We start from the raw sequence: 22,918 nt of genomic DNA, 5'->3' as shown, positions 1-22,918 counted from the left end.
AAGGGGAGATAAGGCATGGGCTTTTTTGATTTTTTGAAAAGAAAACCGCAAGCAGAGCTGCTTCAAGGCTCTTATGATATTGTATGCCCATTTTGCTTCAGCAAGTTTTCGCCGGAAGATGTCGTATTTCGTGCCACACACAGCCGCGAGGACGATGAGGATTATGCGCTGGGCGAGGATGAGCAGCTGAATCGGTACAGAGAGCGTTTCGGCCTCGATTCGGTACATGATTTTGAGGCGGTTATTCATCCCGAGGATGTGCCGGAGGAGAAGCATCTGTATGCAGGCGAGGTGCTGATCGGCTTGAACGACCGGTACGGGGAGCTGACGCGCAGAAGGCTGTGTCCGAAATGCCATAACGAGCTGCCGGTGACATCGGGCAAGGTGCCGAGCAATATTATTTCGATTATTGGCGCTTCCCAGGTCGGCAAATCGGTGTATATGACAGCGCTCATACATACGCTGCAAAATACGACAGCCGATCATTTCAACGCGGCGTGCATGCCGCTTACGGCGGAGATCAGCCGCAAGTTCCGCACGAACTATGAGGAGCCGCTGTTTGGGCGCGGCGATCTGCTGGCTTCCACGCAGAAGGAAAAAATGCAGGAGCCGTTTATTTTTCAATTCGTTTTCCGTGACGAGTCGAAGCCGCCGCTGACGCTTGTATTTTTCGATGTGGCGGGCGAGGGCATGGTCGAGGAGGATTATTTGGGGCTGCATGGGCAGCACATTAAAAACTCCTCCGGCATTTTGTTCATGGTCGATCCGCTGCAAATCCGTTCCATCCGCGAGAAGCTGCGCATTAACCACGGTGACAAGCCGGGCGAGTGGGCTCCGCAATATGATGAGCCAAGGGATGTCGTGCTGACGATGTTCAAGGATTTTATCGCCTACCAGGACAACAGCAAGACGGATATTCCAACCGCCGTCGTCTTGACGAAGAGCGATATGCTGCATGCGCTTAAGGACGATGAAGGCGAATATATTAAGTCGAACAGCAACATTTTTCACAATATGGTGCATCGCAATTATTTTAATTTAACCGAATTTGAGAATATAGATGGCGAAATGCGGCGCTTTATTGAGAAGGTCGACCGCCCGTTTAAAGGGACGATGGACGTTTACTTTAAGGATACGGCCTATTATGCGGTATCGGCGCTCGGCAGCAATCCAGTCAATCAGAAGATGGAGACGGTCGTCAGCCCGATCCGCGTTGATGAGCCCTTTATATGGCTGCTGTATAAGCTGGGTTATATAGAGGGGAGAAGAGAATAGTGAAGCATTCTACCTCTATGATTGGCCAGCAGCTGTATACGCGGGAGCGGCGCGGCATTTTTCGCTCGACGGAAGGTTATGACACGGTAGCCAAGTCCGAAGGGCTGGATCAGCAGTTTGTGAAAAAGCAGCTGCATCCGCTTTGCGTCTATGATGCTCCAGCTGAGCTGGCCGCAAGCGGCGAGAAGGATGGCGCCGCTTATCCGGAAACCGCGTATGTGCTGCGGCTGGAGGGCGGCGAGGCGGTTGTCGGCCGCAGCGTCTATCAAGCCGTTGACTTTACGGGGCTGCGCAGCGCCTTCTTCACGCACAACTACGTCATTCCTGCCGCGATTGCAGATGCTGACCCGGAAAGCTATAAAGCTTTCCTCGGCGCTGCCTTCGTAGACAGCTACGATATTGAGCAAGGCATGGAGCTGCCCGATTTAGCGGCGCTACCGCAAGCGGCGGGCGGAGCATGGACGGCCCGCGAGGCTGGAGCCGCAAGCTCTGCGGCTGGCGGTGCAGGGCTTGCGGGCTTTGGCGGTGGTGGACAGCGGGCGGCGCTCGCTGCGCTGAACATAAGCGAGCAGCGCTTTAAGCAGCTGCTGCTTGCCGTAATGGCATCGGTTGGCGGACGCAAGAAGGTATATGTGGCGCTGGATGTGCCTATCGGGCGGCTGCCGGAACAAGCAAAAGCGCTGCTGGCGGTGCTTTATGCGAGCTTGCCTTATGCATTCCGCAAGCAGCTTGGCTTCATGACGTTTGCCAAGGAGCCGCAAAGCCGCAAAGGGATTCATCTCACCTTCGTCGAGAAGGGCAGCCTGCGGGCGGGCGACCGCAATGTGGATAAGGACTACACCTTTGATTTTGTTAACGATCGATTCCTGAATGTGGATTTGGATAAGGGAGAGCATCCTTATTTGGATTTTGCTTGGAGCGTCTTGGACGAGCCGGACCGCGCCGAGCGTTTTTATCAGTTTGCTGAGGAAATGCTCAGCGGCATGGGGCAGGAGCGGCTAATGTCGCCCCACTCTTACCATGAGCTAAGCGTCCTGTTCCAAGTCGAGGAAGGCAGCGATGAGCTGTATGAAACGCATAAAAGCGCCGTGCTGCGCGGAATGCTGGAGTATTTGCAGCCGGCAGGAGCGCTTGCGCAGCGCATTCGGATGAATGATTTGTTTTTGTCCCGCTTCGATTATGAGTTTGATGCTGTTCGTGACGGGCGTGTGCCCGAGCCGTTCATTGCGGAGAGCTTTAAGGATTATTACCACATCGACAGCAAATATAATGGTGGCAAAATCGTCGATTTCTTCATCCGTTCCTTGCTTGCTGCACAGCAGCAGGGGCAAGCGGAAGCGATGGCTGCCTACTATGGAACCTTGGAATCCGACCCGCTGCTGCTGAAGGACTTTGTCAGCAAAATGCTCGCGAACGGCCCCTTGCTGGAACGGCTGCTGCTCCCGTTTTTGGACGGCAAGCTGCGGGATGCAAGATCGGCGAAGGATATTATTATTTTTATGGGCAAATGGGGCAAGGAGTTTCCAGCCATTCTCGATAATGATGTCGTGCACAAGCTCGTCAGGCAGCAGCTTAAGGATAAGCTGATGGATGAAGCGCAGCCTGTGCAGGTGTTCCAGCAAGTGCATGAGCAGCTGGATAAGCTTAGCGCTACCGCTTTCGACAGCGACGAGGGCCGCGTGAAGACGAACCATTTGACGGCAGGAATTGGCGTCCGGCTGTTTGAGCTGGAGCTCGTCGCTTACCGGACGCTGCTGACGGAGCTAGATTTGGACCGGCTGTCGCAGCGCGAGCTGCTCAAGGGCAGCTTTCTGGAGAGAGCGGATCGGCTGGAGCAGTGGAACGCTCAATTGACTGATCCTAGGCAAAAGTCGACGGCGCTTATTATTAAAGCGGCTTACGACTGGTTCTTCAGACCGCTGCCGAAGGCGAGCCTGTTCGCAAAGCTGTCTCCGGTCGAAATCGACCGCGTCCAGCAGCTTGGACGGCGCTGGATGCTGACGGTCGATTCGGAAATGAAAGCCGAGCGGTTCGAGCAGCTTGTGCTTGCCTTCTATCGCAGCTCAGACATGGAGACGATTGATTATGCAGGGCTTCTGGATACGCTGCGCAAGAGCGCAGGGGAAAAAGAACTCATTTATCAATTTTTTGCATGGTCGGAGCGCCATGAGGATTTTATGCGGCCGCGTGGCTTCGTGCCTGCGTATGCAACCGCCATTACGAATTATTTCAGGCAGCATGACCGCGATGCCTTCAAGAGCCGTGCGAATCGGAATGAATATTTCTCCAAGGCAGGACCGAGGCTGCAGGCTGTCTACAAGCAGGTTAGAGGGGAGCTGTCTTCGCCTCTGGCGAAGATGTTTCGGCAAAATCGTAAACCGTTCCTCTTCTCCATAGTTATAGCTTTCGCCATACTAATGGTAGGCATAGGTGGCTTGCTTGCGCTTGGTGGCGGAGACGAGCCTGAGGACGGGGCCAATCTTCCTGGCGCTACGGGTAGCCCTGGCCTGACTACTCCAGGAGCAGCGATTCCAGATACACTCGTATATGCGGCGAAGCAGGAAGGTGTTGACGGCAAACAAACGACAACACTCGTATTCCGGTTCACGGATGCTGCCATATGCAGCACCTTCTCCCCAGAGACGGTGGCTGTTGTCGCAGCAGATAGAGAAACAAAGGAATATAGCGGCCTAACGTTCATTCCTAGCTGTTCGGCAGCCCCTGCGGAAACCCCCGCTGGGTCAGGAACGGATGAAAGCGGAGCTTCTGCCAGCCCGGGCGATAGCGCATCGCCCACTCCTACAGCAACCAGCGATGCAGCGCCAGGCAATACGGGCAATGTAGAAAATACAGCCGCTGGTACCGCAGATGACGGATCAGCTAGTCCCGGTATCGCCTCCTCATCGCCGGATGCAAGTGCAGGAGCGGATGACGATGCAGCCTCCACCGGCGGAAGCAGTGCAAACCCAGGTGGAACAGGCACCAGCGAGCCAGGTTCTGCTGGCAGCATAGCACAGCCGAATCCGAGCGATTATCCGAACCGCGTCGTTGTCGATTTAGGCGAGGATGTGGAGCTGCTGCCAGCAAGCAAATTGAAGGTAGGAAGCGTTGAATATACACTGTCCGAGCCTTTTGAGGATGCAGGCCTGACCGATACAGATGCTGCCATAAGCACTAGCGAACCGACACCATCAACCAACACAACGAATTAAGCATGCAGGAAGCAGCCCTCTGTCGGTTTTATTGGCAGGGGGCTGCTTCCTATGCAACTGAAAGCCATGTTTTTTCCTAAAGTTCACGCTAGATCATGCCAAGCGTAGCATTCTGAATTATAATAAAGGACAGGATAATTTTACATAAAAGCAAAAGATTTAAAACGATAAATTAGACAGAGATATTGCCGGCTGCCGTTGCTCGCATAGTCAGTCATTCGGCAAGCCTTGAGAGGGGAAAAACAATTGAAGCTCAAGCTCAAGCATGTCATGGCTGTTCTGACGGCGCTTGCTTTGCTGTGTCTATATCGGGGGACGTTTTCACAGGCTGAATTTTATTTCCAAGACCATGTAATGCAGCGGGAAAGCCCGGTTGATACACAAATCGTCATCGTCGCTGTCGATGATCAAAGCTTGGAGGAGCTCGGCACCTGGCCGTGGAGCCGCAGCGCACATGCGCAGCTGGTGGATACGCTGAGCGAGGGCAAGCCGGAGGTCATTGCCTTTGATGTCACCTTTGCGACGAGCTCGGATGAGGAGGCGGACAGCGAGTTTGTCGATGCGGTTGCGAGAGCAGGCAATGTCGTGCTGCCTGTCTACGGGACCTTCGCCGAGTCGGCGCGTTTAGGCGCGATTGAGGCGGAGGAGCTTTCCGAGCCGTTCGAGGGCCTTAAGGAAGCGGCCGCAGCGACTGGCCACATCAACACGATTACCGATTCAGATCGGGTCGTGCGCAAGGCGCTGTATTCTTTTAATAAAGAAGGCGTGCAGATCGACAGCTTTACATGGGAGATTTACAAGCTGTATATGCAGCGTTTAGGCAAGCAGGCCGAAACGTCCAAGCTGTCGCTCGATGGCTTTCAGCGTTTCCCGATCGCCTATACGAGCAGTCCCAATCAGTATGAGGCGATTTCTTATTCGGCCGTGCTGAGCGGCGACGTTCCGGCGGACTATTTTACCAATAAAATCGTCTTGATCGGTCCTTATGCTGTTGGCTTCAACGATCATTATTTGACGCCAATGAACGATAAGCAAGCGATGAACGGCGTTGAGATTCATGCAAATATTCTTCAGCAGCTTATGGAGCAGGATTTCAAGCGGGAGCTGGATTGGAAATGGAACGCGCTCGTGCTGCTCGCGGCTGTGGTGCTGGCCTATTATTTGTTCCGCAAGCTGAATATGCTGCTGTCCTTTCTGTCGGTTGCGGTGCTTATCGCCGTATTTATCGCAGGTGGACGTTATTTATATGGGCAGGGCATTTTGCTGTCGCTGGGTTATGTGGTGCCGCTGCTGGCAGCCAGCTGTCTAGCGGTCGTCATTTTCAACTATGTAAGCGAGCTGGCGGAACGGCGGCGGGTGACGGATATTTTTGGCCGGTATGTGGCACCGCAGGTCGTCAATCAGATATTGAAAAATGGCGAGGATGGATTGAAGCTGGGCGGAAGCAGGCGCGTTCTGACGGTACTGTTCGTCGATATTCGCGGGTTTACGCCGCTGTCGGAGAAGGCTGAGCCGGAAGAGATCGTCGAAATTTTGAATGAGTATTTGGATTTGACTGCCAGCTGCATCTTTGAGCAGGAGGGGACGCTCGACAAGTTTATTGGCGATGCGACGATGGCGATCTTCAACGCGCCGCTGCTGCTGGACGATCATCCGATGAAAGCGGTGCGCGCCGCGTGGGCGATGAAGCAGGGGTCAGTGGAGCTGGAGAAGAAGCTTATCGAGCGCTTTGGCTTTGGGGTGAAATTCGGCATCGGCATCCATACGGGGCCTGCGGTTTTCGGCAACATCGGCTCCAAAACGCGGATGGACTACACGGCAATTGGCGATACGGTCAATACGGCTGCCAGACTGGAAAGCCATACAAAGCCGGGACAAATTGTGCTGAGCGAGTCGACGTATGAGGCGGTCAAGGATCGCATTTTGGCGGAATCGCTTGGAGAAATAAAGGTCAAGGGCAAGGAGCAGGGCATTCACATTTATGAATTGGAGGGATTAAAATGAGAAGCTTCAAATGGCTGCTTGTATGGATGCTTGTGTGTTATGCAGCACTGCCTGCAGCGGCATGGGCGAAGGATACCGATAAAGTCGGCAAGCTGACGTCTGTTTCGGGCAAAGCCGAGGTGAAGAAGGGCGGCGGCACAAAAAGCTTCAATGCGTTTAAGGGCATGGCCATTACGCAGGGGGATACGATTAAGACGGGAAGCAATGGCAAAGTAAGCATGGACCTCGACAGCGACAAGGAAGTGACGATTGGAGCGAACACGACGCTGCTCATCAGTGAGCTGGTCAAAAGCGCCAGCGCGATTGGCGGGAAGACGAAGCTGACGCTCCAGAACGGTTCAGTCATTATTCAGGTGAAGAAGAAGCTCACCGGCGATTCCCGCTTTGAAATCGAGACGCCGACAGCGACAATGGGCGTTATGGGCACTAAATTCGCTGTTTCGTATGAGCAGGACAACAGCTATGTCGGCGTGCTTGAAGGTGTCGTAAGCGTCACCGGAGAGGATGGCGAGCGAATCGCGGCGCTTTTGGCGAATGAGCAGATCGAGCTGAATCAAGCAGGCGAAGGCGCGAAAGAGCCGCTTATGCTGGGCGATCTGCCGCTCGTTGCGCTGGAGAAGCTGCTGGAGGAGCTGGAGCAGGCTGCTGACACGGAAGCGAATGCGGCGCTCCAGCAGCAAATACGCGAGCTCGTGAAGCAAAAACAGGCGGAGCTGGAGAAGGCGGCAGAAGCGGCAGGGCAGCCTTTCGGTAAGCCGACTATTGTGTATGATCAGCCCGCTTCTAGTGTGCCAGCGAGCAGTGGAGGAAACAATGGTTCTGGTTCGGGAGGAAGCACGCCAACGCCGACACCTGCCGTGACGCCAACACCAGAAGCCACACCAACGCCTACTGCTACGGCAACAACAGATGTGACGCCAACACCACTGCCGACGGAAACCCCGACACCGACACCAGTCGTGTATGAAGGGGCGCCAGAGGCGGATACGTCTGCTTTTTACAGCAATCTATATCATTATTTCATAAATAGCACGACGATCGTTATTCCTTTCACGACGCTGCTTGCCTTCAATGAGCAGGAGGATGATCCGAATCGGACGCTTTTGGACGGCGTAATATTTGCAATCAATGATCCGGAGTTTTTCTGGGAAGCCCAGAGTGCAACGATAGACGGCAAAAATTTGGTTATCCAATTAGCCAATGAGCTTCCGCTCAATTCCAGACTGTATATATCTGTACGTGGCGATTATTTGAAAAACGCTCAAACAGGTGAAGTACAGGCGGACTTTACCGAGCTTGGCCGGGATGGCAATGATATTGATTTTAAGCCAGCGCTTAGCCAAACGGACCTTCGTTATGTACAGAACTTGAGCGAAACGACTGAATTGGACGATATATTCGTCTATCATATCGGCTATAGCAATGCCACTATGACAATGACTTTGGCAAATGCAGAAGGCCCGGTAGCTTTTGATTCCGAGGTGGCGTATTCCACTCAAATGAGCGGGGAAAATCATTTGACCTTCACCTTTAATAATCAATGGCTCGAAACTTTGGATGCAGCAGCAGCGCCTTATACGTTGTCGGTTAAGCTGGATTTGGAAGGCGAAGAGGTTGCAGATTTGACGATGAACATTGTGGTGGAGGATTCTCGCGACCTGCCTTATTTTGACGAGGAGGCCTTCAATAGCGATCAAGATCTTTATATTAAAAATGACCATACGTTTGTGCTGCCTTTCACGACAGCGATTATTTACAATGAGCAGGCTTTTCCTAATCAGGGACTCGCACAGCAAGTAGAGTTCTGGCTCTATGACGAGCAAGGAGATCGAAGCAGGAGGCTGCCGCTCGAATATGTGGAAATATCAGGCCAGGAGCTGTCGATCTATTTGGCTGAAGCTGTCCCTAGAGGCACGGGGATTTTAGTAACGATTGCCGGAAACAGCTTGAAAAACCCGGAAAAGGACAAAGTTCAGCCGGATATGCTGAAAACGCCTGAGCGCACTTTCTTTACCGTATCGTGGAGTCCGGGATATGTAAAGCATATCAAAGATAGCAGCATGCCGAATCCCCCTGTTACTCGAATCAATACGATGGGTGATGACTTAGGGGAGGTGCGAATTTATGGTGGATCGGAGATCGGATCGAGAATCGTGGATGCAGCGGATTATACCATTGAACAAGAGCCGGGCAGAGGTCCGACGATTACGCTAACAGAAGCCTTTTATAATCGCTTGGATGTGGGAAGCCATTTCGTTGAAGTCCTTATTATGCAAAATGGGCAAGAAGTCAGCTCAGCGCTCATTGAAATTTTGATTTTGCCGGCACGAATATTGGGCTAAAGGGAGTGGAAATCCAATGAACAAAAAAAGAATGCTGCTAGCAGTCGGCGCGCTGCTGGTCACGTCGCTGCTGCCGCAAGGAGGCATAGCCGCGGCCGCTGGGGCAGCCACGGGCGCAACAGCAGGAGCTGGAACAGCTATGGAATGGTCAGTCGCGGAGGAGACAGCTACCGCTGTAACCTATGAGCTGCAAGGCTTGAAGCAGCCATGGGGCTTGACGGCAGCAGCGAGCGGGGACGAGCTGCTTGTCGTGAGTTCGGGCAGCCATAACATCGGCCGCTGGAACGGTGCTGCGGGTAAAATCAGTGCTGCCGCAGGCAGCGGAGCAGCGGGGTATGTGGATGGGGAAGCGGCGGCAGCTGCATTCCGCACGCCTTCTTTTGCTGCTACGGATGCGAAGGGCAATGTGTACATTAGCGATACAGACAACCATGCTATTCGCAAATTTGCGGGTGGCAAGCTGACGACGCTGGCGGGAAACGGCGAAGCTGGCTACATGGATGGCGAGCAGAGCAAGGCGCGTTTTAACTCGCCAACGGGTATTGCGGTTGATGCTGAGGGCAGCGTTTATGTGGCCGATACGCTTAATCATGTTATTCGCCGGATTACGCCTGAAGGTGTCGTATCGACATTTGCTGGACAGGCGCCTTCAGGAGAAACAGGTGATTATGTAGATGGGACGGCAGCACAGGCACGGTTTAATGAGCCTACAGGACTTGCTTTTGACGAAGCGGGGCGCCTTTTTGTCGCAGATAGTGGAAATCATGTCATTAGGGTAATAGATAAAGGAGAGGTCGCGACGCTTGCGGGGCAAAAGACAGCAGTCGATCCTTTGACCGGCTATCGGATGGGAGGCTATCAAAACGGAGCTGCTGCTGATGCACGCTTCAATCGCCCGCGTGGGCTTGCTTATGCAGATGGCGTCCTGTTCGTGGCGGACAGCCTCAATCACCGGGTTCGCGCTGTGACGGCGAACGGCCGAGTGGTAACACTGGCTGGAAACAATGCGGCTGGCGACCAGATCGGCACAGCTGAGCAGACGCAGTTCAATCAGCCTTCGGGGCTGTTTTACCGCTCAGGAAAGCTGTATATTTCCGATCCGCCGAATGGCAATGTGAAGACGCTAGCGGTTAATCCGGCTCAATTGCAGCCTGTGCGAAGTGCAGAGGATTTATTGTCTGGCATTGATTTGTTGCCTGCGGGAGCAGCTGTACAGCTGTGGCTGGACGGCAAGCAGCTGACGAGCGGTCCTGCACCTTACACGCGTGAGAATAAGGTGTATCTCCCGGTGCGAAGCGTATTTTCAGCATGGGGCGCTGAGCTGAATTGGCATGCCGCATCGAAAACCGCCAAGCTGCATAAAGGCGATTGGTCACTGAGCCTTAAGCCGGATTCCAAGGGCAAAGTTGTCATAACGAGAGGCGTGCTTTATATCGAGGCCAGCCACTTGGAGAGCTTAACTTCATTCCTTGCCGTCTATGACACCGAATATCGCGCTGCTGTCCTAGACAGCGGGCAATAATAGGACGTTTTTTATTTGGGAAGTTAAGCGTCGTATGATATGATTATAAGAAATGTGAAGCTACTTTTGGAGGGAACACTCATTACTAACGTCGTCCTTAATGATGCTATGACCATGCTGCAGCAAACAAGCCGGACTTTCTATATTCCTATCAGCCGTCTCGAGCCCGGCTTGAAGGAAGCTGTAGCAGCTGCATATCTGTGTATGCGGGCTATTGATGAAATAGAGGATCATAACGACATCTCAGACCAATTGAAAGTCAAGCTGCTCGTCGGAATGGAAGAAGCTTTCCAGTCTCCTGACGTGACAGCCGCCACACAGAAGCTATTGTCCCCTTATGACGATGTATTGCCAGCTGTATCGATGCGGGTAAATGAATGGGCGGAGCTGTGTCCGTCGACTGTTGCCCGCACCATCTATCGCTATATCGCGATGATGTCGAAGCAAATGGCAGAATGGGTGGAGAAAGGCTGGCATATCCATACGGAGGAGGATCTCGACCGTTATACATACAGCGTAGCTGGAATGGTAGGCGAGATGCTGTCGGAAATCTGGTTATGGTTTGATGGAACGAAGTCGGATACGGTGAAGGCGGTCGCTTTTGGCCGTGGGCTGCAAGCTGTCAATATTCTTCGCAACCGCGATGAGGATTTGGAACGTGGCGTGGACTTCTACCCGGATGGCTGGGGGCCTAAGGAAATGCTGGCGTATACGCGCCGCAATCTGAAGGTTGCGGATGCTTATATCGCGGATTTGAAGAAGGGTCCTGCGCTCAGCTTCTGTAAAATCCCGCTCACGCTGGCTCATGCTACTGTGAACCTTATTGCCGCAGGCGGCAATAAGCTCACTCGCGATGCGGTGCTTAAGCTGGTTAACCGATTGAACTAGCTGCCGATTGGACAGGCGGGCGCTCATAACCCGCAGGGATAACGACTTTGCTCGTAAAGCCGCTATCCCTGCGGGTTATTTGTTATGTTTGCATACACTCTGTATGCGTTCTATACCGTTTACTTTCTACTTTATTGCGCTTAAAGCGTCTGATTAATCACAATCGACAGCTTGTAATTGGCATGCTCGTTCAGGTCAGTGAGAAACTGGTCGAGCGCGGCATTGGATGGAAAGCGGCATTCCATCATGTAGCAGGTTTCCCCGCTCGTTTTGTAATGATGGAGGATGACCGTCTGCTGCTGTACAAACGCCAAATAAGGCCCATGATAAAGCCCGCGTATGTAAACGTGGATGAAAGCATGGACCGCAAGTCCAGCCTTCTCCTGATTGAAACGAATCGTATATCCCTCGATAAATCCCTCTTCCTCCAGGCGGCTGACACGATTTGCAGCGGCCTGACCGGTCAAATGAACGAGCTGGCCAAGCTCCTTCATCGAGATACGGCCATTTTTCGACAGCTCTTCAATAATGCGTTTATCCGTATGATCCAGCATAAGCGACAACCTCTTTCAAAAATCAAGTATTTGGTGCAATTTAAATGATTGCTGCTATGTTCATGTCATTTCTTAGATAGTAACCTATTAAAGAGCAACAATAAAGGAGGAACAGCATATGCAAATTACCCAAGTCCGCAATGCAACTTTGAAAATAAACTACGGTGGCCTGAGCTTTTTGATCGATCCTTTTTTGGCGCCAAAGGGAACTTATCCGCCGATCCCCAATACAGCTAACCAGGAGCAGGCTAATCCGACGGTCGAGCTGCCCTTTCCAGCGGAGCAGCTGCTCCCTGTAGATGCGGTCATTGTCACACATTTGCATATTGATCATTTTGATCAGGCGGCGATTGAGCTGCTGCCGAAGGATATGCTGATTTTTGCCCAAAATGAGCAGGATGCGGCAGCCATTCGTGAAAAAGGCTTTGAGCAGGTACAGCTGTTTATGCCATCGGGGCAGCTTGGGGAAGTGAGTCTCAGCCGAACCTATGGACGGCACGGAACAGGGGAAATCGGCGAGCAAATGGGCGAGGTGTCGGGGATAGTTTTTCAGCATACGCAGGAGCAGACGCTTTATGTGGCGGGCGATACGATTTGGTGTGAGGAGACGGGGGCGGCGATCGATAGCTATGAGCCGTCGGTCATCGTCGTAAATGGAGGCGCGGCCCGCTTTTTGCAAGGTGAGCCTATTCTTATGACGAAGGAAGATATTTATGCCACGCATCTTGCGGCGCCGCAGGCGGTCATCCTCTCCTCCCATATGGAGGCGGTCAATCATTGCATGCTGTCTAGAGCTGATTTGCGGGAATATGCAGCCAGCAAAGGGCTCAGCGGCGTAATCCTTGCGCCAGAGGACGGCGAGACGATTACGAGATAATCATAGGGTTCATGAAGTTGAAAAAATCTCCAGCCTCGCTTTAACAGCGACCGGCTGGAGATTTTTTTAGTTGTTCTTATTGATTATTAGCTGTTTAGTACGGTTGTGCAGTCTGCACGCTCTACGTAAATAGTACAAGCAGCAGCGTAATTAGCGCAGGCAGCCCCTGCATTACCAGGATGGAGCGTTTAGTAGTAAGACCGCCGTACAAAGCAGCAACGAGCACGCAAATGAGGAAAAACAGCTGGATTTGATAGCCGAAATCGGCATTCGGATGCACAAGACCCCAAATCAGGCCGGCGGCCAGAAATCCGTTATACAACCCTTGATTGGCGGCCAGAGACTTGGTTTGCTGGGCAAACTCAAGCGTAGTGTTGAATGTTTTGCGCGTCCGAGGTTTCGTCCACAGGAACATTTCCATAACCAATATGTACAAATGCTCGGCAGCCACAAGGCCGACGAATATTGCAGCTAACATAATAAACCCTCCTGAATAAATTCAAATATTGGAAAAAACATCCCTACCCATCTTACTCCTAACCTCCCCTATAATCAAGCGCAGACTATGATTTTACGCTATCTTCGCATGACTGGATTTGACAGTCCTGTGAGCAGGTGATACGTTGGGTATACGATAGCATAAGGTCAGATGGACGAGGCAGGTAGGACACAGATGGATCATACTTATGAAATCATTCAGACGGATCATGAGCTTCCGCTGCATATATTTTTTCATAACGTCAGATATGTTCCAAATCATTGGCATGATAGCATGGAGCTGCTGTTTGTGCTGAAGGGAAAGGCGATTATTGCTGTACAAGGCAAGCCATTCGTGCTTAATGAAGAGGATATTATCCTTATCAATAGCAATGATATTCACACGATTCAATCGGAGCAGGAAAATCTGCTGCTGGCGCTGCAAATTCCCGATTCCTTTCTGCGCGAGCAGGGGGTAGACACGGAGCAGACCGCCTTTGAGTGCAATTCCTGCTTGCATGCGCAAGGCGATCAGCAGAAGTTCATTGAGGTTCGCACGCTGCTGTCCACCATTATGTGGAACTTTAATAAAGCTGGATATGGCTATGAAATTAAAGTCCGCTCCCTGCTGCTGGAGCTGATTTATTTGCTGCTGCGCAAATTCAGAAGCACGCAGGAAACGCGGGAATACCCCATTAATCGCCGCACGATGGCGAGGCTTCTTCATTTGAATGAATACATTCAGGAGCATTACAATCGTCCGCTGACTCTTAATGAGCTTGCTGAGCGCGAAAATTTTTCAGTCTCCTATTTATCCAGCTTTTTTCAGAAAAGCATGGGTGTAACCTTCCGTACCTATATTACGAGCATTCGGCTGGAGCATGCGGTCAAAGCGATGCTGACGACACAGGAGCCGATCATCAAAATCGCGCTGGACAGCGGTTTTCCCAATTTAAAAGCTTTTCACAAGGCGTTCAAAGCGGTTTACCAGATGACGCCCACGGAATATCGCGGCCATCGCGGGCAGCCTTCCCCGGAGGCGGAATTGTCCGAGCCTTCCAGCGACAATTACTTGGCTTTTGACCGGGAAAATGCCTACACCAGCTTGTTTAAATATTTGCCAACGGAAGCGAATGCTGGAACGATCGTCGCTGCTGATCAAGGCTCCATCTGCCGGTCCATACAAATCCGCGCCTCTGGCAGCGGTCGGACGCTCAAGCACACTTGGCGCAACCTATGTACAATTGGCAAGGCAAAGGAAGCGTTGTTTGCTCCCGTTCAGCAGCATTTGCGGATGGTGCAGCAGTCCATTGGCTTTCAATACATTCGCTTCCACGGCATCTTCGATGACGAAATGATGGTGGCGCGGCTGGGGCCAGACGGCAAGCCCGTATTCAGCTTTGGCTATGTGGATCAGGTGGTTGATTTTTTCAGGAGCATCGGGCTTCGTCCCTTCTTCGAGCTTGGTTTTATGCCGGGCGATTTTGCAGACCAGACAAAGTTTTTCTTCCATAAAAAAAGTTATATGAGCATGCCTAAGGAGATGGGGCATTGGACCGCGCTGCTGGAAGCCTTCATGCAGCATCTCTTAAATCGTTATGGCAGCGCAGAGGTGGGCAGCTGGCGTTTTGAGTTTTGGAATGAGCCGGATGGTGGGTTGTTCTGGCCGGGATCCTTCAACCAATTTCTGGAGCTGTATGAAGCGAGCTTTAAGGCGATTAAACAGGTGTTTCCGCAGGCGCAAATCGGTGGTCCCTGCGTGCAGGGCGATACGCTCGTATATCGGGGCCGCTGGATGGAACGGTATTTGGCCTATTGTACCGAGAGGGAATGCTTGCCAGATTTTCTGACGATCCATATGTATCCGTTCGAATATAGGATTGAAGAAACCGAGGATAATGGTGAAGTCCAGATGAGCGATTTCAGCTACGCGGGGGAAGATTATGTTGCCGAGATGCTCGGCAAGGTGAAGCGCAAGCTGCTGGAGCTTGGCTGGTCAGGCTCCGAGCTGCATGTGACGGAATGGAATGCCACTCCCCATCATCGGGAACTGACGAATGATACTTGCTTCAAAGCAGCATACATTGCCAAAAACATCGTGGAAACGTTCGACGAGATAAGCAGTCTAGGCTATTGGACGGTAACGGATTTACTGGAGGAGCTGCCGCTGCCGCAGGAGACCTTCCATGGCGGACTCGGGATGATAACAAATAATGGACTCAAAAAAGCGGCCTTCTATGCCTACGAGCTGCTTGCCAAGCTGGGCAGCAAGCTGCTGGACCGCGGCGACGGCTATTGCCTGACGATGTCGAAGGATGGCGCGTATCAGCTGCTGCTGTTTCATTACGCTCATTTTGACCAGATGTATCTTAAAAATGACGTTTCAGGCATTCAGCCGCATAATCGATATGCGGTATTTAATCATAACGACCAGTTGGAGCTGACCATACAGCTCGAGGGGTTGGAGCCGGGGGCTTACCGCATTCACCGGCATACCATTAACCGGGAATCGGGCAGCTCTTATGATGAATGGCTGCGGATGGGAGCGCCCGCAGGGCTGATGCAACCCGATATTGACTATTTGAACCAGTGCAGTGTGCCGAAGCAGTATATGTGTACCGAGATGGCAGGGGATGCTTTGACGCTGAAATTTCTTCTTGCACCCCATGAGGTGAGGCTGCTGGAGCTCAAGCGAGAATGGAAGCCAACCTAAGGATACGATAAGAAGGGACAGCTGGAAACAGAGCTGTCCCTTCTTTTATTCAAATGCTTCGCTACCGATTGCAAAATTGGTGGTGGGGCATTTTTTTATAGCAGATCGATACTTTCTTAAGAAAAAATTTCTACATGTTTACATTTTATTATTTTATTTACCAATTTGTTATATGGAAGCATCACCCAGATGATCTATAATGCAAGTGTTCGGCTATGAAGCGTATATGTCAGCCGGGCTATGCTGAATCGAGAGGGGCACCTCGGAAGGCCCCCCAGATCGCTAGGCACTTCTCGTTATCTTTCCCTCTCGTTCAGTCATTCGGATAATGTATGCGCTTTCTTTTGGAGTTAACCAATCGAAATGAGGAGGAGATCGTTTCATGTTGTACACAGGAAGGTACACCAGAAAACTCGCAGCTATCGTACTTGTATTTTCATTACTCGCCGCAACAGCGTTTGCTGGGCCGGTAGTCACTTATGCAGAGGAAGAGCCCACAATTATTTTCACTTCAGATTTTGAGGATGCTACCTTGCAGGGTTGGAAGCCTCGGATCGGCGGGGAGCTGCTGACGGTTTCAAACCAAACGGCAAATGATAGCACTTATAGTATGCTGGTTGAGCAGCGGGAGCGCTCTTATTATGGGCCGAAGCTTGAGCTCGTCAATGTGCTTGAACGCAATGAGGAATATGAATTTAAAGCATATGTTCGCTTAAAGGAGGAGCCGACGGAGAACAAGACGCTGCAAATGACTGCTTATAAAAATGCGGGTGCGGAGAGCTGGAATGCACTCGACTCGGTAGTCATTGAGAAAGCAAATTGGCAGCAGTGGCATGAATTAAAGGGACAGTTCCAATACAGCGACAATCCGGCAGAGCTGAATCTGTTCATTGAGACGCCGTATATATCGGAGGAAGCGGTTGATACACTGTCTTTTTATGTCGATAATTTTACGATCCAGAGAGCTTCGCCGCTTGTCATAGAAGAGCAAATTCCTGCGCTGAAGGAGCATTTCACAGATGATTTTCCAATCGGCGCAGCAGTCTATACGTGGCAGCTGGAGGGCGTTTATGGCGAGCTGCTCAAAAAGCATTTCAACAGCTTGACAGCAACCTATGAAATGAAGCCGAAATTTATTTCGCCAGCTGAAGGTCAATATGTATTTGATGCAGCGGATCGCTACGTCCAGTTCGCAGAGGACAATAATATGCAGATACGGGGGCATGCGCTTCTGTGGCATATTGACGCCGCAGAATGGATGCTAAAGGATAGTGCGGGTCAGCCAGCAAGCAGGGAGCTGCTGCTTGGCCGCATTCAAAGCTATATTGAAACGGTAATGACACGTTATAAGGGCAAGGTTGATGCCTGGGACGTTGTTAACGAAGCGATAGCCGACAACGGCGGCGATGAGAACGGCATGCGGATCAGTCCTTTTTACACACTAATTGGACCTGATTACGTCGAGAAGGCGTTTGAGTTTGCACGTGCGGCTGATCCCGATGCCAAGCTGTACTATAACGAATATTATACAGAGGTTCCAGAAAAACGAGCATATATGTACCAGCTTGTAAAAGGGTTGAAGGAGAAAGGGCTGATCGACGGTGTAGGCCTGCAATCTCACTATGGTCTATACTCGCCGCCAATCGATGAAGTTGAGAAAACGCTCAATATGTTTATTGACCTGGGACTAGATATTCAAATTACTGAGCTTGATGTTGATAGCGTCATTCCATTTGGTCAGACGATGCCCTATGATATAGCGGTCAAGCAGGCACATCGCTATAAGGAGCTGTTTGAGCTTTATAAAGAGTACAAGACGCACATTTCTTCCGTTACGCTTTGGGGCCTTCAGGATGAGAAGTCCTATAACAATCAAGCGATGCTGTTTGATGCCAAGCTGCAAGCGAAGCAAGCCTATTGGGGGCTGATTGATCCGTCGCTGCTGCCTGTGGAGACGAATCGTGTTGTTTCACTCGCAGGAACACCGGCAGCTGGTGCTGTGCTGGCTAAAGAGTGGAGTCATGCGGTTGTGAGTAAGCTGAAAGGGAGCCATTCGCTGTCTAGCACGTTCCGTACGTTCTGGGATGAAGACTACCTGCATGTTTTGGTGGACGTAAACGACGTGACTTTTAATACAAATGATAAAGTTGAGCTGTTTATTGATGAAAATAATGCTAAATCAAGCGAATATGAGCAAGATGACCGCCATATTACGCTCAAACGATCCGGGCAAGCGCCCAATGGAATCACCTCCATGACGAGAGAAATTCCCGGAGGCTACACTATGGAAGCATCTATTCCATGGGAAAGTGTCCAAGGGTCATTGGGTGCTGATGTTGGATTTGATATTCGGATAACGGATAAAGATTCAGCTAATGGGGAGCAAATGATTTATTGGAATGACAGTACGCTTAGCCAGCAGGATGATCCGAGCAAGTTCGGTATCATTCAACTGGACGGCATGCCGAAAATCGCAGAGTCGGTTAAAGGTGAAGCGCAAATTGACGGAATTATGGAGACAGCTTGGAGCCAAGCAGCACCGTTCCAGCTGGACATTTTGAATCAACCTGGAGGGGCGACTGGAACTGCACGCTCAATGTGGTCGAATGACAGCCTATATTTGTTTGTCGAGGTGGAAGACCCTATTGTATTGACTACCGGACTCAACCCTTGGGATCAAGACTCGGTAGAAATTTTTATAGATGAAAACCATCAGCGGACGCCTTTTTATCAATATGATGATGTGCAGTTCCGTGTGAATGCCGATAATGTAGCAACGTTTGGCGGAGGGGCTGCGCCATCGCGGCTGGAAAGCGCGGTAACCCGCACGGATAATGGCTATAACGTTGAGTTGAAGATCAAATTAAACAGCCTTCAGCCCATTCCTGGATCCGTAATGGGCCTTGATTTGCAAGTGAATGACGATAAAGGAACTGGACAAAACAGCAATGCAAAATGGAATGATCCGACGAATGAAACGTGGAGAAATACCTCGAAATTTGGCATTTTAACGTTTGTATTACCTGAAACTGACCCAGGACATGGCCCAGGACATGGCCCCGGACACGGTCCTGGACACGGCCCTGGACATGGTCCTGGACACGGCCCTGGACACGGCCCTGGACATGGTCCTGGACACGGCCCTGGACACGGTCCTGGACATGGCCCTGGTCCCGGACATGGCCCTGGAAAGGGTCACTAAATGGTATATTAATAATTTGTTATAAGAGCCACTCTTTTATCATATAGGCGCAACCCTTTTGTCCTTATACTGAGTACAGACGTTAATTTACATCGTTTGTAGTACGGAATTTGAACAGAAGGGGAGCGCAATTATGAAGCATTCAAGTACCCAGGTAGTGGAAAAAACAGCAAGCGTACTATCGCTTCCAGGCTCAGGCAAGAGTGGGAAGTGGAGAAGGACAATTGTGCTGGATTTGCTGCTGCTGCCGGCGGTCATTTTAACATTAGTTTTTGCTTATATTCCGATGAGCGGTCTTGTTATTGCTTTTCAGGACTTTAAGCCATGGCTGGGCTTCGCCAAATCATCGTGGATTGGCCTTGAGCATTTCGAATACCTGTTTAGCACAAAAGAGAATATGCAGGTTATCTGGAATACACTCATTATTGCCGGAATGAAGGTTGTTGGCGGGCTGATTGCCCCGCTCGTATTTGCTCTTCTATTAAATGAAGTTAGAAAAGCGGCATTTAAACGGACCGTGCAAACCTTCGTCTACTTGCCGCATTTTCTCTCATGGGTTATTTTGGGCGGCATTCTGATCGACATGCTTTCGACTAAGGGGCTAATCAATCAGTTTTTAGTAGCAGTGTTTCACATCGAGCCGATTTTCTTTCTTGGTGAAGGCAATTGGTTCCGCTTCGTCGTTGTTGTGAGTGATATTTGGAAGGAATTTGGATTTGGCGCCATTATTTTTCTAGCCTCGCTTGCCGGTATTAATCCTTCGCTGTATGAAGCGGCGGAAGTAGATGGCGCGAATAGATGGCAGCAAACATGGTCGATTACACTGCCATCACTTATTCCGATTATGATCGTAGTAGGAACGCTGTCACTAGGCAACATTTTGAACGCGGGCTTCGATCAAATTTTCAACCTGTATAATGCATTGGTATTTGATAAAGGCGATATTATTGATACCTTTGTGTATCGCGTCGGAATTGTGGATGGCAAGTTCGGATTCTCCGCTGCGGTTGGACTGTTTAAATCAGTCGTTGGCTTCGTACTGATCGTCGCAGCTTATCGCGCTGCATACAAATTCGCCAATTACCGCATTTTTTAGAGAGGAGGAGCTGAACCTATGTACCACAAAACCAAGTCTTATAAAGTCTTTTCCATTTTTAATTATACGCTTCTTGCTGTACTGTCGCTGGTCTGTCTGATTCCGCTCATCCATATTCTCGCCGTTTCGTTTAGCGGCAAAGCCCCGGCAAATGCCAATCTCGTTGGGCTGCTGCCGGTGCAATTTACAATTGATGCTTACTCCCAAACGCTGGCCAATGAAAATTTTTTACGATCGCTATGGGTTTCATTTGTCAGAACGGGGCTCGGAACGCTGATCAGCATGATCGTCGTGATCTGTGCGGCTTATCCATTGTCCAAGGAAAATAGTAATTTCAAACGCAAAAAAGTGTATACATGGTTTTTTGTGTTCACGATGCTTTTCAACGGGGGACTCATTCCCTTCTATATTCTGATTCAGAAGCTGAATATGATGAATACGCTGTGGGTACTTATCCTGCCAGGAGCGGTGTCGGTATGGAATATGATTTTGCTGCTTAACTTCTTCAAGAACGTGCCGAAGGAGCTGGAGGAGGCTGCATTTATCGATGGGGCGGGCTATTTAAGAACGCTGGTCAGCGTATATCTCCCGGTCTCCATGCCAGCAATTGCTACCATTTCGTTGTTTGCGATGGTCGGTCACTGGAATTCATGGTTCGATGGACTGATCTTTATGACCGATCATAAAAACTATCCACTGGCAACCTTCCTGCAAACGATCATCGTCCAGCAGGATTTCAGCAAAGTGTCGGTACGTCCCGAGGATTTGGAAAGTATTTCACAAAGAACGGTGAAGGCAGCACAAATCTTCATCGGGATGGCACCTATATTGTTCGTATATCCGTTCCTGCAGCGCTTTTTCGTAAAGGGCATCGTCATTGGGGCGGTCAAGGAATAGCAAGATGAGGAAGTAGAAGCGATTACAGCTTTCAAAAAGATATTAAATTGGGGGAAACAACAATGTTGAACAAGCTTAAAAAGCCTTTTACCGTACTGATGTCTGCTACGATGCTTGCTGGCGTACTTGCAGCTTGCGGCAATAACACAGAGGTAGCCACAACAAATAGCAGCAGCGACAGCTTTTATTCTGCAAGCTTTGAGAATGGGAAGTATACCGAGCCAGTTTCCATTACTACCGTATTTCCAATCGGCAGCAATGTGAAGTTTAAAAATGGCGAAAACATCGATAATAATATTCATACGAAATGGGCAAAAGAGACACTCGGCATTGACATTAAATATTTATGGACCGTCAGCGAGCAAAATAATGCTTATCAAACAAAGCTCCGTTTAATGCTTACATCAGGTCAGGAGATGCCGGATATTATTGCCTTCCGCGGCGAGCCGACACTTATCAGCGATTTGATTGAATCCGGACAATTTACGGATGCGGGAGAATTATTCGACAAATACGCGTCCGAAACGTATAAGCAGGCGATGGCGGAAGATCCAACGGTGTGGAACCCATATATTCGCGATGGCAAGCGTATGGGTATTCCAATATTGGAGAACGCCTACAATAACGACCCGGTAATGTACATTCGTGAGGACTGGCTGAAGGCGGTTGACCTTAAAGCGCCAACTACGTTGGATGAGCTGGAGAAGGTCATGGACGCATTCGTCAATCAGGACCCAGATAAAAATGGAAAGAAAGATACGACGGCCCTTTCTGTAGGCTTCAAAGTCAACCTGAATACATGGATGTCTGACTCAGGCTGGATTTTTGGCATGTTTGGCGCTATGCCGAATCAATGGAACTTGGGAGCGGACGGAACGCTGGTGTATGGCTCTATCCAACCAGAAATGAAGCCAGCGCTGGCTAAAATGCAGGATTGGATGGCAAAGGGCTACATTGACAAAGAAGCGGGCCTCTATGATGAGGTTAAGGCGACAGAAGCATTCACGGCAGGTAAATCCGGTATTATCGTCGGTCCTTACTGGATGACAGGCTGGCCGAATCCTGATCTACTGAAAAACGTTAAAGGCGCGGATTACAAAGCTTATCCACTGCCAGCAGGCCCGGACGGCAAGGTTGGACGTCATGGCACCTCAACGAGTACAGGCGCGGTTCTGATTAATAAAGATATGAAAAATAAAGATGCCTTTTTCGTTTACCAGAATTATTTGTTCGACAATTGGGCGAATCCGAAAGAAGGTGGAGAGTTTGAAAATGGCTTCGCTGAAAACTATGATTTTGCGCTCGATCCAAATGGAAAACCTTATCCTGCTACGGAAACCGATAAAGTTCCTGGCGGCTGGGTCGATCCGATTCGTTACACATTGACGTTCGACGGTGCTATTATTCCATCCCTGCGTCTCAACACGCTAGCTAAGCTGGCAGGTGGAGCAGAGCCAACGACACGGTTCGAGAAAAATATGTCGTTGTCGCTTCCTAAGCAGCTTGAGGCAGCTAAAATCGTCATAGATCAGAAGGCTACCACGATGCCACAGATGTTTACAGGCGTTCCTACGAAAACACAGCTGTCGAAAAACGATATGCTGACTAAGCTGGAGAAGGAAGTTTTGAATAAAATCATTTACGGCAAAGCATCGGTGGACGAGTTTGACAGCTTTGTTGAGCAGTATCTCGCCTCCGGCGGTAAGAAAGTTACTGAAGAAGTCAATGAGTGGTACGCTACGGTTAAGTAAGTTTGAACATTAGCATTAGCATTAGCATTAGCATGAGCTTAAGATCGGCGTATTAATAGGCGAATAGGGAAAGAAGAAAGGGCGGCTCCTGCTTGGGAGCCGCCCTAT

At 50.4% G+C, this 22,918-nt stretch carries 14 protein-coding genes; 12 read left to right on the top strand and 2 right to left on the bottom strand.

Translation table 11 applies throughout. The features are described 5' to 3' along the window. The first annotated feature begins 15 nt into the window (after positions 1-15). The 6 genes from ACSR9A_RS09440 to ACSR9A_RS09415 all read left to right on the top strand — a co-directional run bounded on the left by ACSR9A_RS09440 (position 16) and on the right by ACSR9A_RS09415 (position 11,243). A complete protein-coding gene (locus ACSR9A_RS09440; RefSeq protein WP_473756911.1) occupies positions 16-1,275 on the top strand; it encodes a TRAFAC clade GTPase domain-containing protein in 1,260 nt (419 codons plus the stop codon). Then, on the top strand, positions 1,275-4,487 hold the full coding sequence (locus ACSR9A_RS09435; protein ID WP_473756910.1) for a GAP1-N2 domain-containing protein: 3,213 nt from the start codon (positions 1,275-1,277) through the stop codon (positions 4,485-4,487). The genes ACSR9A_RS09440 and ACSR9A_RS09435 overlap by 1 nt, the downstream gene beginning before the upstream one ends. A 246-nt stretch (positions 4,488-4,733) precedes the next feature. Continuing rightward, the gene (locus tag ACSR9A_RS09430; protein ID WP_473756909.1) at positions 4,734-6,491 is read left to right on the top strand and encodes a CHASE2 domain-containing protein; all 1,758 of its coding nucleotides are present in this window, start codon (positions 4,734-4,736) and stop codon (positions 6,489-6,491) included. Further along, on the top strand, positions 6,488-8,833 hold the full coding sequence (locus ACSR9A_RS09425) for a FecR family protein (protein ID WP_473756908.1): 2,346 nt from the start codon (positions 6,488-6,490) through the stop codon (positions 8,831-8,833). The genes ACSR9A_RS09430 and ACSR9A_RS09425 overlap by 4 nt, the downstream gene beginning before the upstream one ends. Positions 8,834-8,849: 16 nt before the next feature. Then, positions 8,850-10,355 (top strand): NHL domain-containing protein, encoded by a 1,506-nt coding sequence (locus tag ACSR9A_RS09420; RefSeq protein ID WP_473756907.1) that lies wholly within the window; start codon positions 8,850-8,852, stop codon positions 10,353-10,355. Positions 10,356-10,463: 108 nt separating this feature from the next. Next, positions 10,464-11,243 (top strand): squalene/phytoene synthase family protein, encoded by a 780-nt coding sequence (locus tag ACSR9A_RS09415; protein WP_473757074.1) that lies wholly within the window; start codon positions 10,464-10,466, stop codon positions 11,241-11,243. Between the two features lie 140 nt (positions 11,244-11,383). On the opposite strand, the gene ACSR9A_RS09410 is transcribed toward ACSR9A_RS09415, so the two are convergent. Next, complete coding sequence (locus ACSR9A_RS09410) at positions 11,384-11,797, bottom strand: Lrp/AsnC family transcriptional regulator (protein WP_341280635.1); 414 nt, start codon at positions 11,795-11,797, stop codon at positions 11,384-11,386. 118 nt (positions 11,798-11,915) lie between these two features. Here ACSR9A_RS09410 and ACSR9A_RS09405 point away from each other — a divergent pair, with 118 nt between their 5' ends. Next, positions 11,916-12,674 carry an MBL fold metallo-hydrolase gene (locus tag ACSR9A_RS09405; RefSeq protein ID WP_473756905.1) on the top strand — a complete coding sequence of 253 codons (759 nt, stop codon included), beginning with the start codon at positions 11,916-11,918 and terminating at the stop codon, positions 12,672-12,674. Between the two features lie 121 nt (positions 12,675-12,795). On the opposite strand, the gene ACSR9A_RS09400 is transcribed toward ACSR9A_RS09405, so the two are convergent. Then, positions 12,796-13,152: a DUF1304 domain-containing protein gene (locus tag ACSR9A_RS09400; RefSeq protein WP_473756904.1), complete on the bottom strand. Its 357-nt coding sequence runs from the start codon at positions 13,150-13,152 to the stop codon at positions 12,796-12,798. A gap of 195 nt (positions 13,153-13,347) precedes the next feature. Between ACSR9A_RS09400 and ACSR9A_RS09395 the strand changes: the two genes are divergently transcribed. From ACSR9A_RS09395 to ACSR9A_RS09375, 5 genes are all read left to right on the top strand, one after another. Then, positions 13,348-15,864 (top strand): GH39 family glycosyl hydrolase, encoded by a 2,517-nt coding sequence (locus ACSR9A_RS09395; protein WP_473756903.1) that lies wholly within the window; start codon positions 13,348-13,350, stop codon positions 15,862-15,864. A 382-nt stretch (positions 15,865-16,246) separates the two neighbouring features. Then, on the top strand, positions 16,247-19,066 hold the full coding sequence (locus ACSR9A_RS09390; RefSeq protein WP_473756902.1) for an endo-1,4-beta-xylanase: 2,820 nt from the start codon (positions 16,247-16,249) through the stop codon (positions 19,064-19,066). Positions 19,067-19,199: 133 nt separating this feature from the next. Beyond that, positions 19,200-20,162: an ABC transporter permease gene (locus tag ACSR9A_RS09385; protein ID WP_473756901.1), complete on the top strand. Its 963-nt coding sequence runs from the start codon at positions 19,200-19,202 to the stop codon at positions 20,160-20,162. A gap of 18 nt (positions 20,163-20,180) precedes the next feature. Continuing rightward, entirely contained in the window at positions 20,181-21,059 is an 879-nt protein-coding gene (locus tag ACSR9A_RS09380; protein ID WP_341280640.1) for a carbohydrate ABC transporter permease, read from the top strand. A gap of 62 nt (positions 21,060-21,121) precedes the next feature. Beyond that, a complete protein-coding gene (locus ACSR9A_RS09375) occupies positions 21,122-22,810 on the top strand; it encodes an extracellular solute-binding protein (protein ID WP_473756900.1) in 1,689 nt (562 codons plus the stop codon). Positions 22,811-22,918 lie beyond the last annotated feature (108 nt).

It is taken from the genome of Paenibacillus sp. R-74696, from assembly GCF_055814915.1.
The sequence above is the reverse complement of the archived record's forward strand: the minus strand, read 5'-3'. Positions and strand labels throughout refer to the sequence as shown.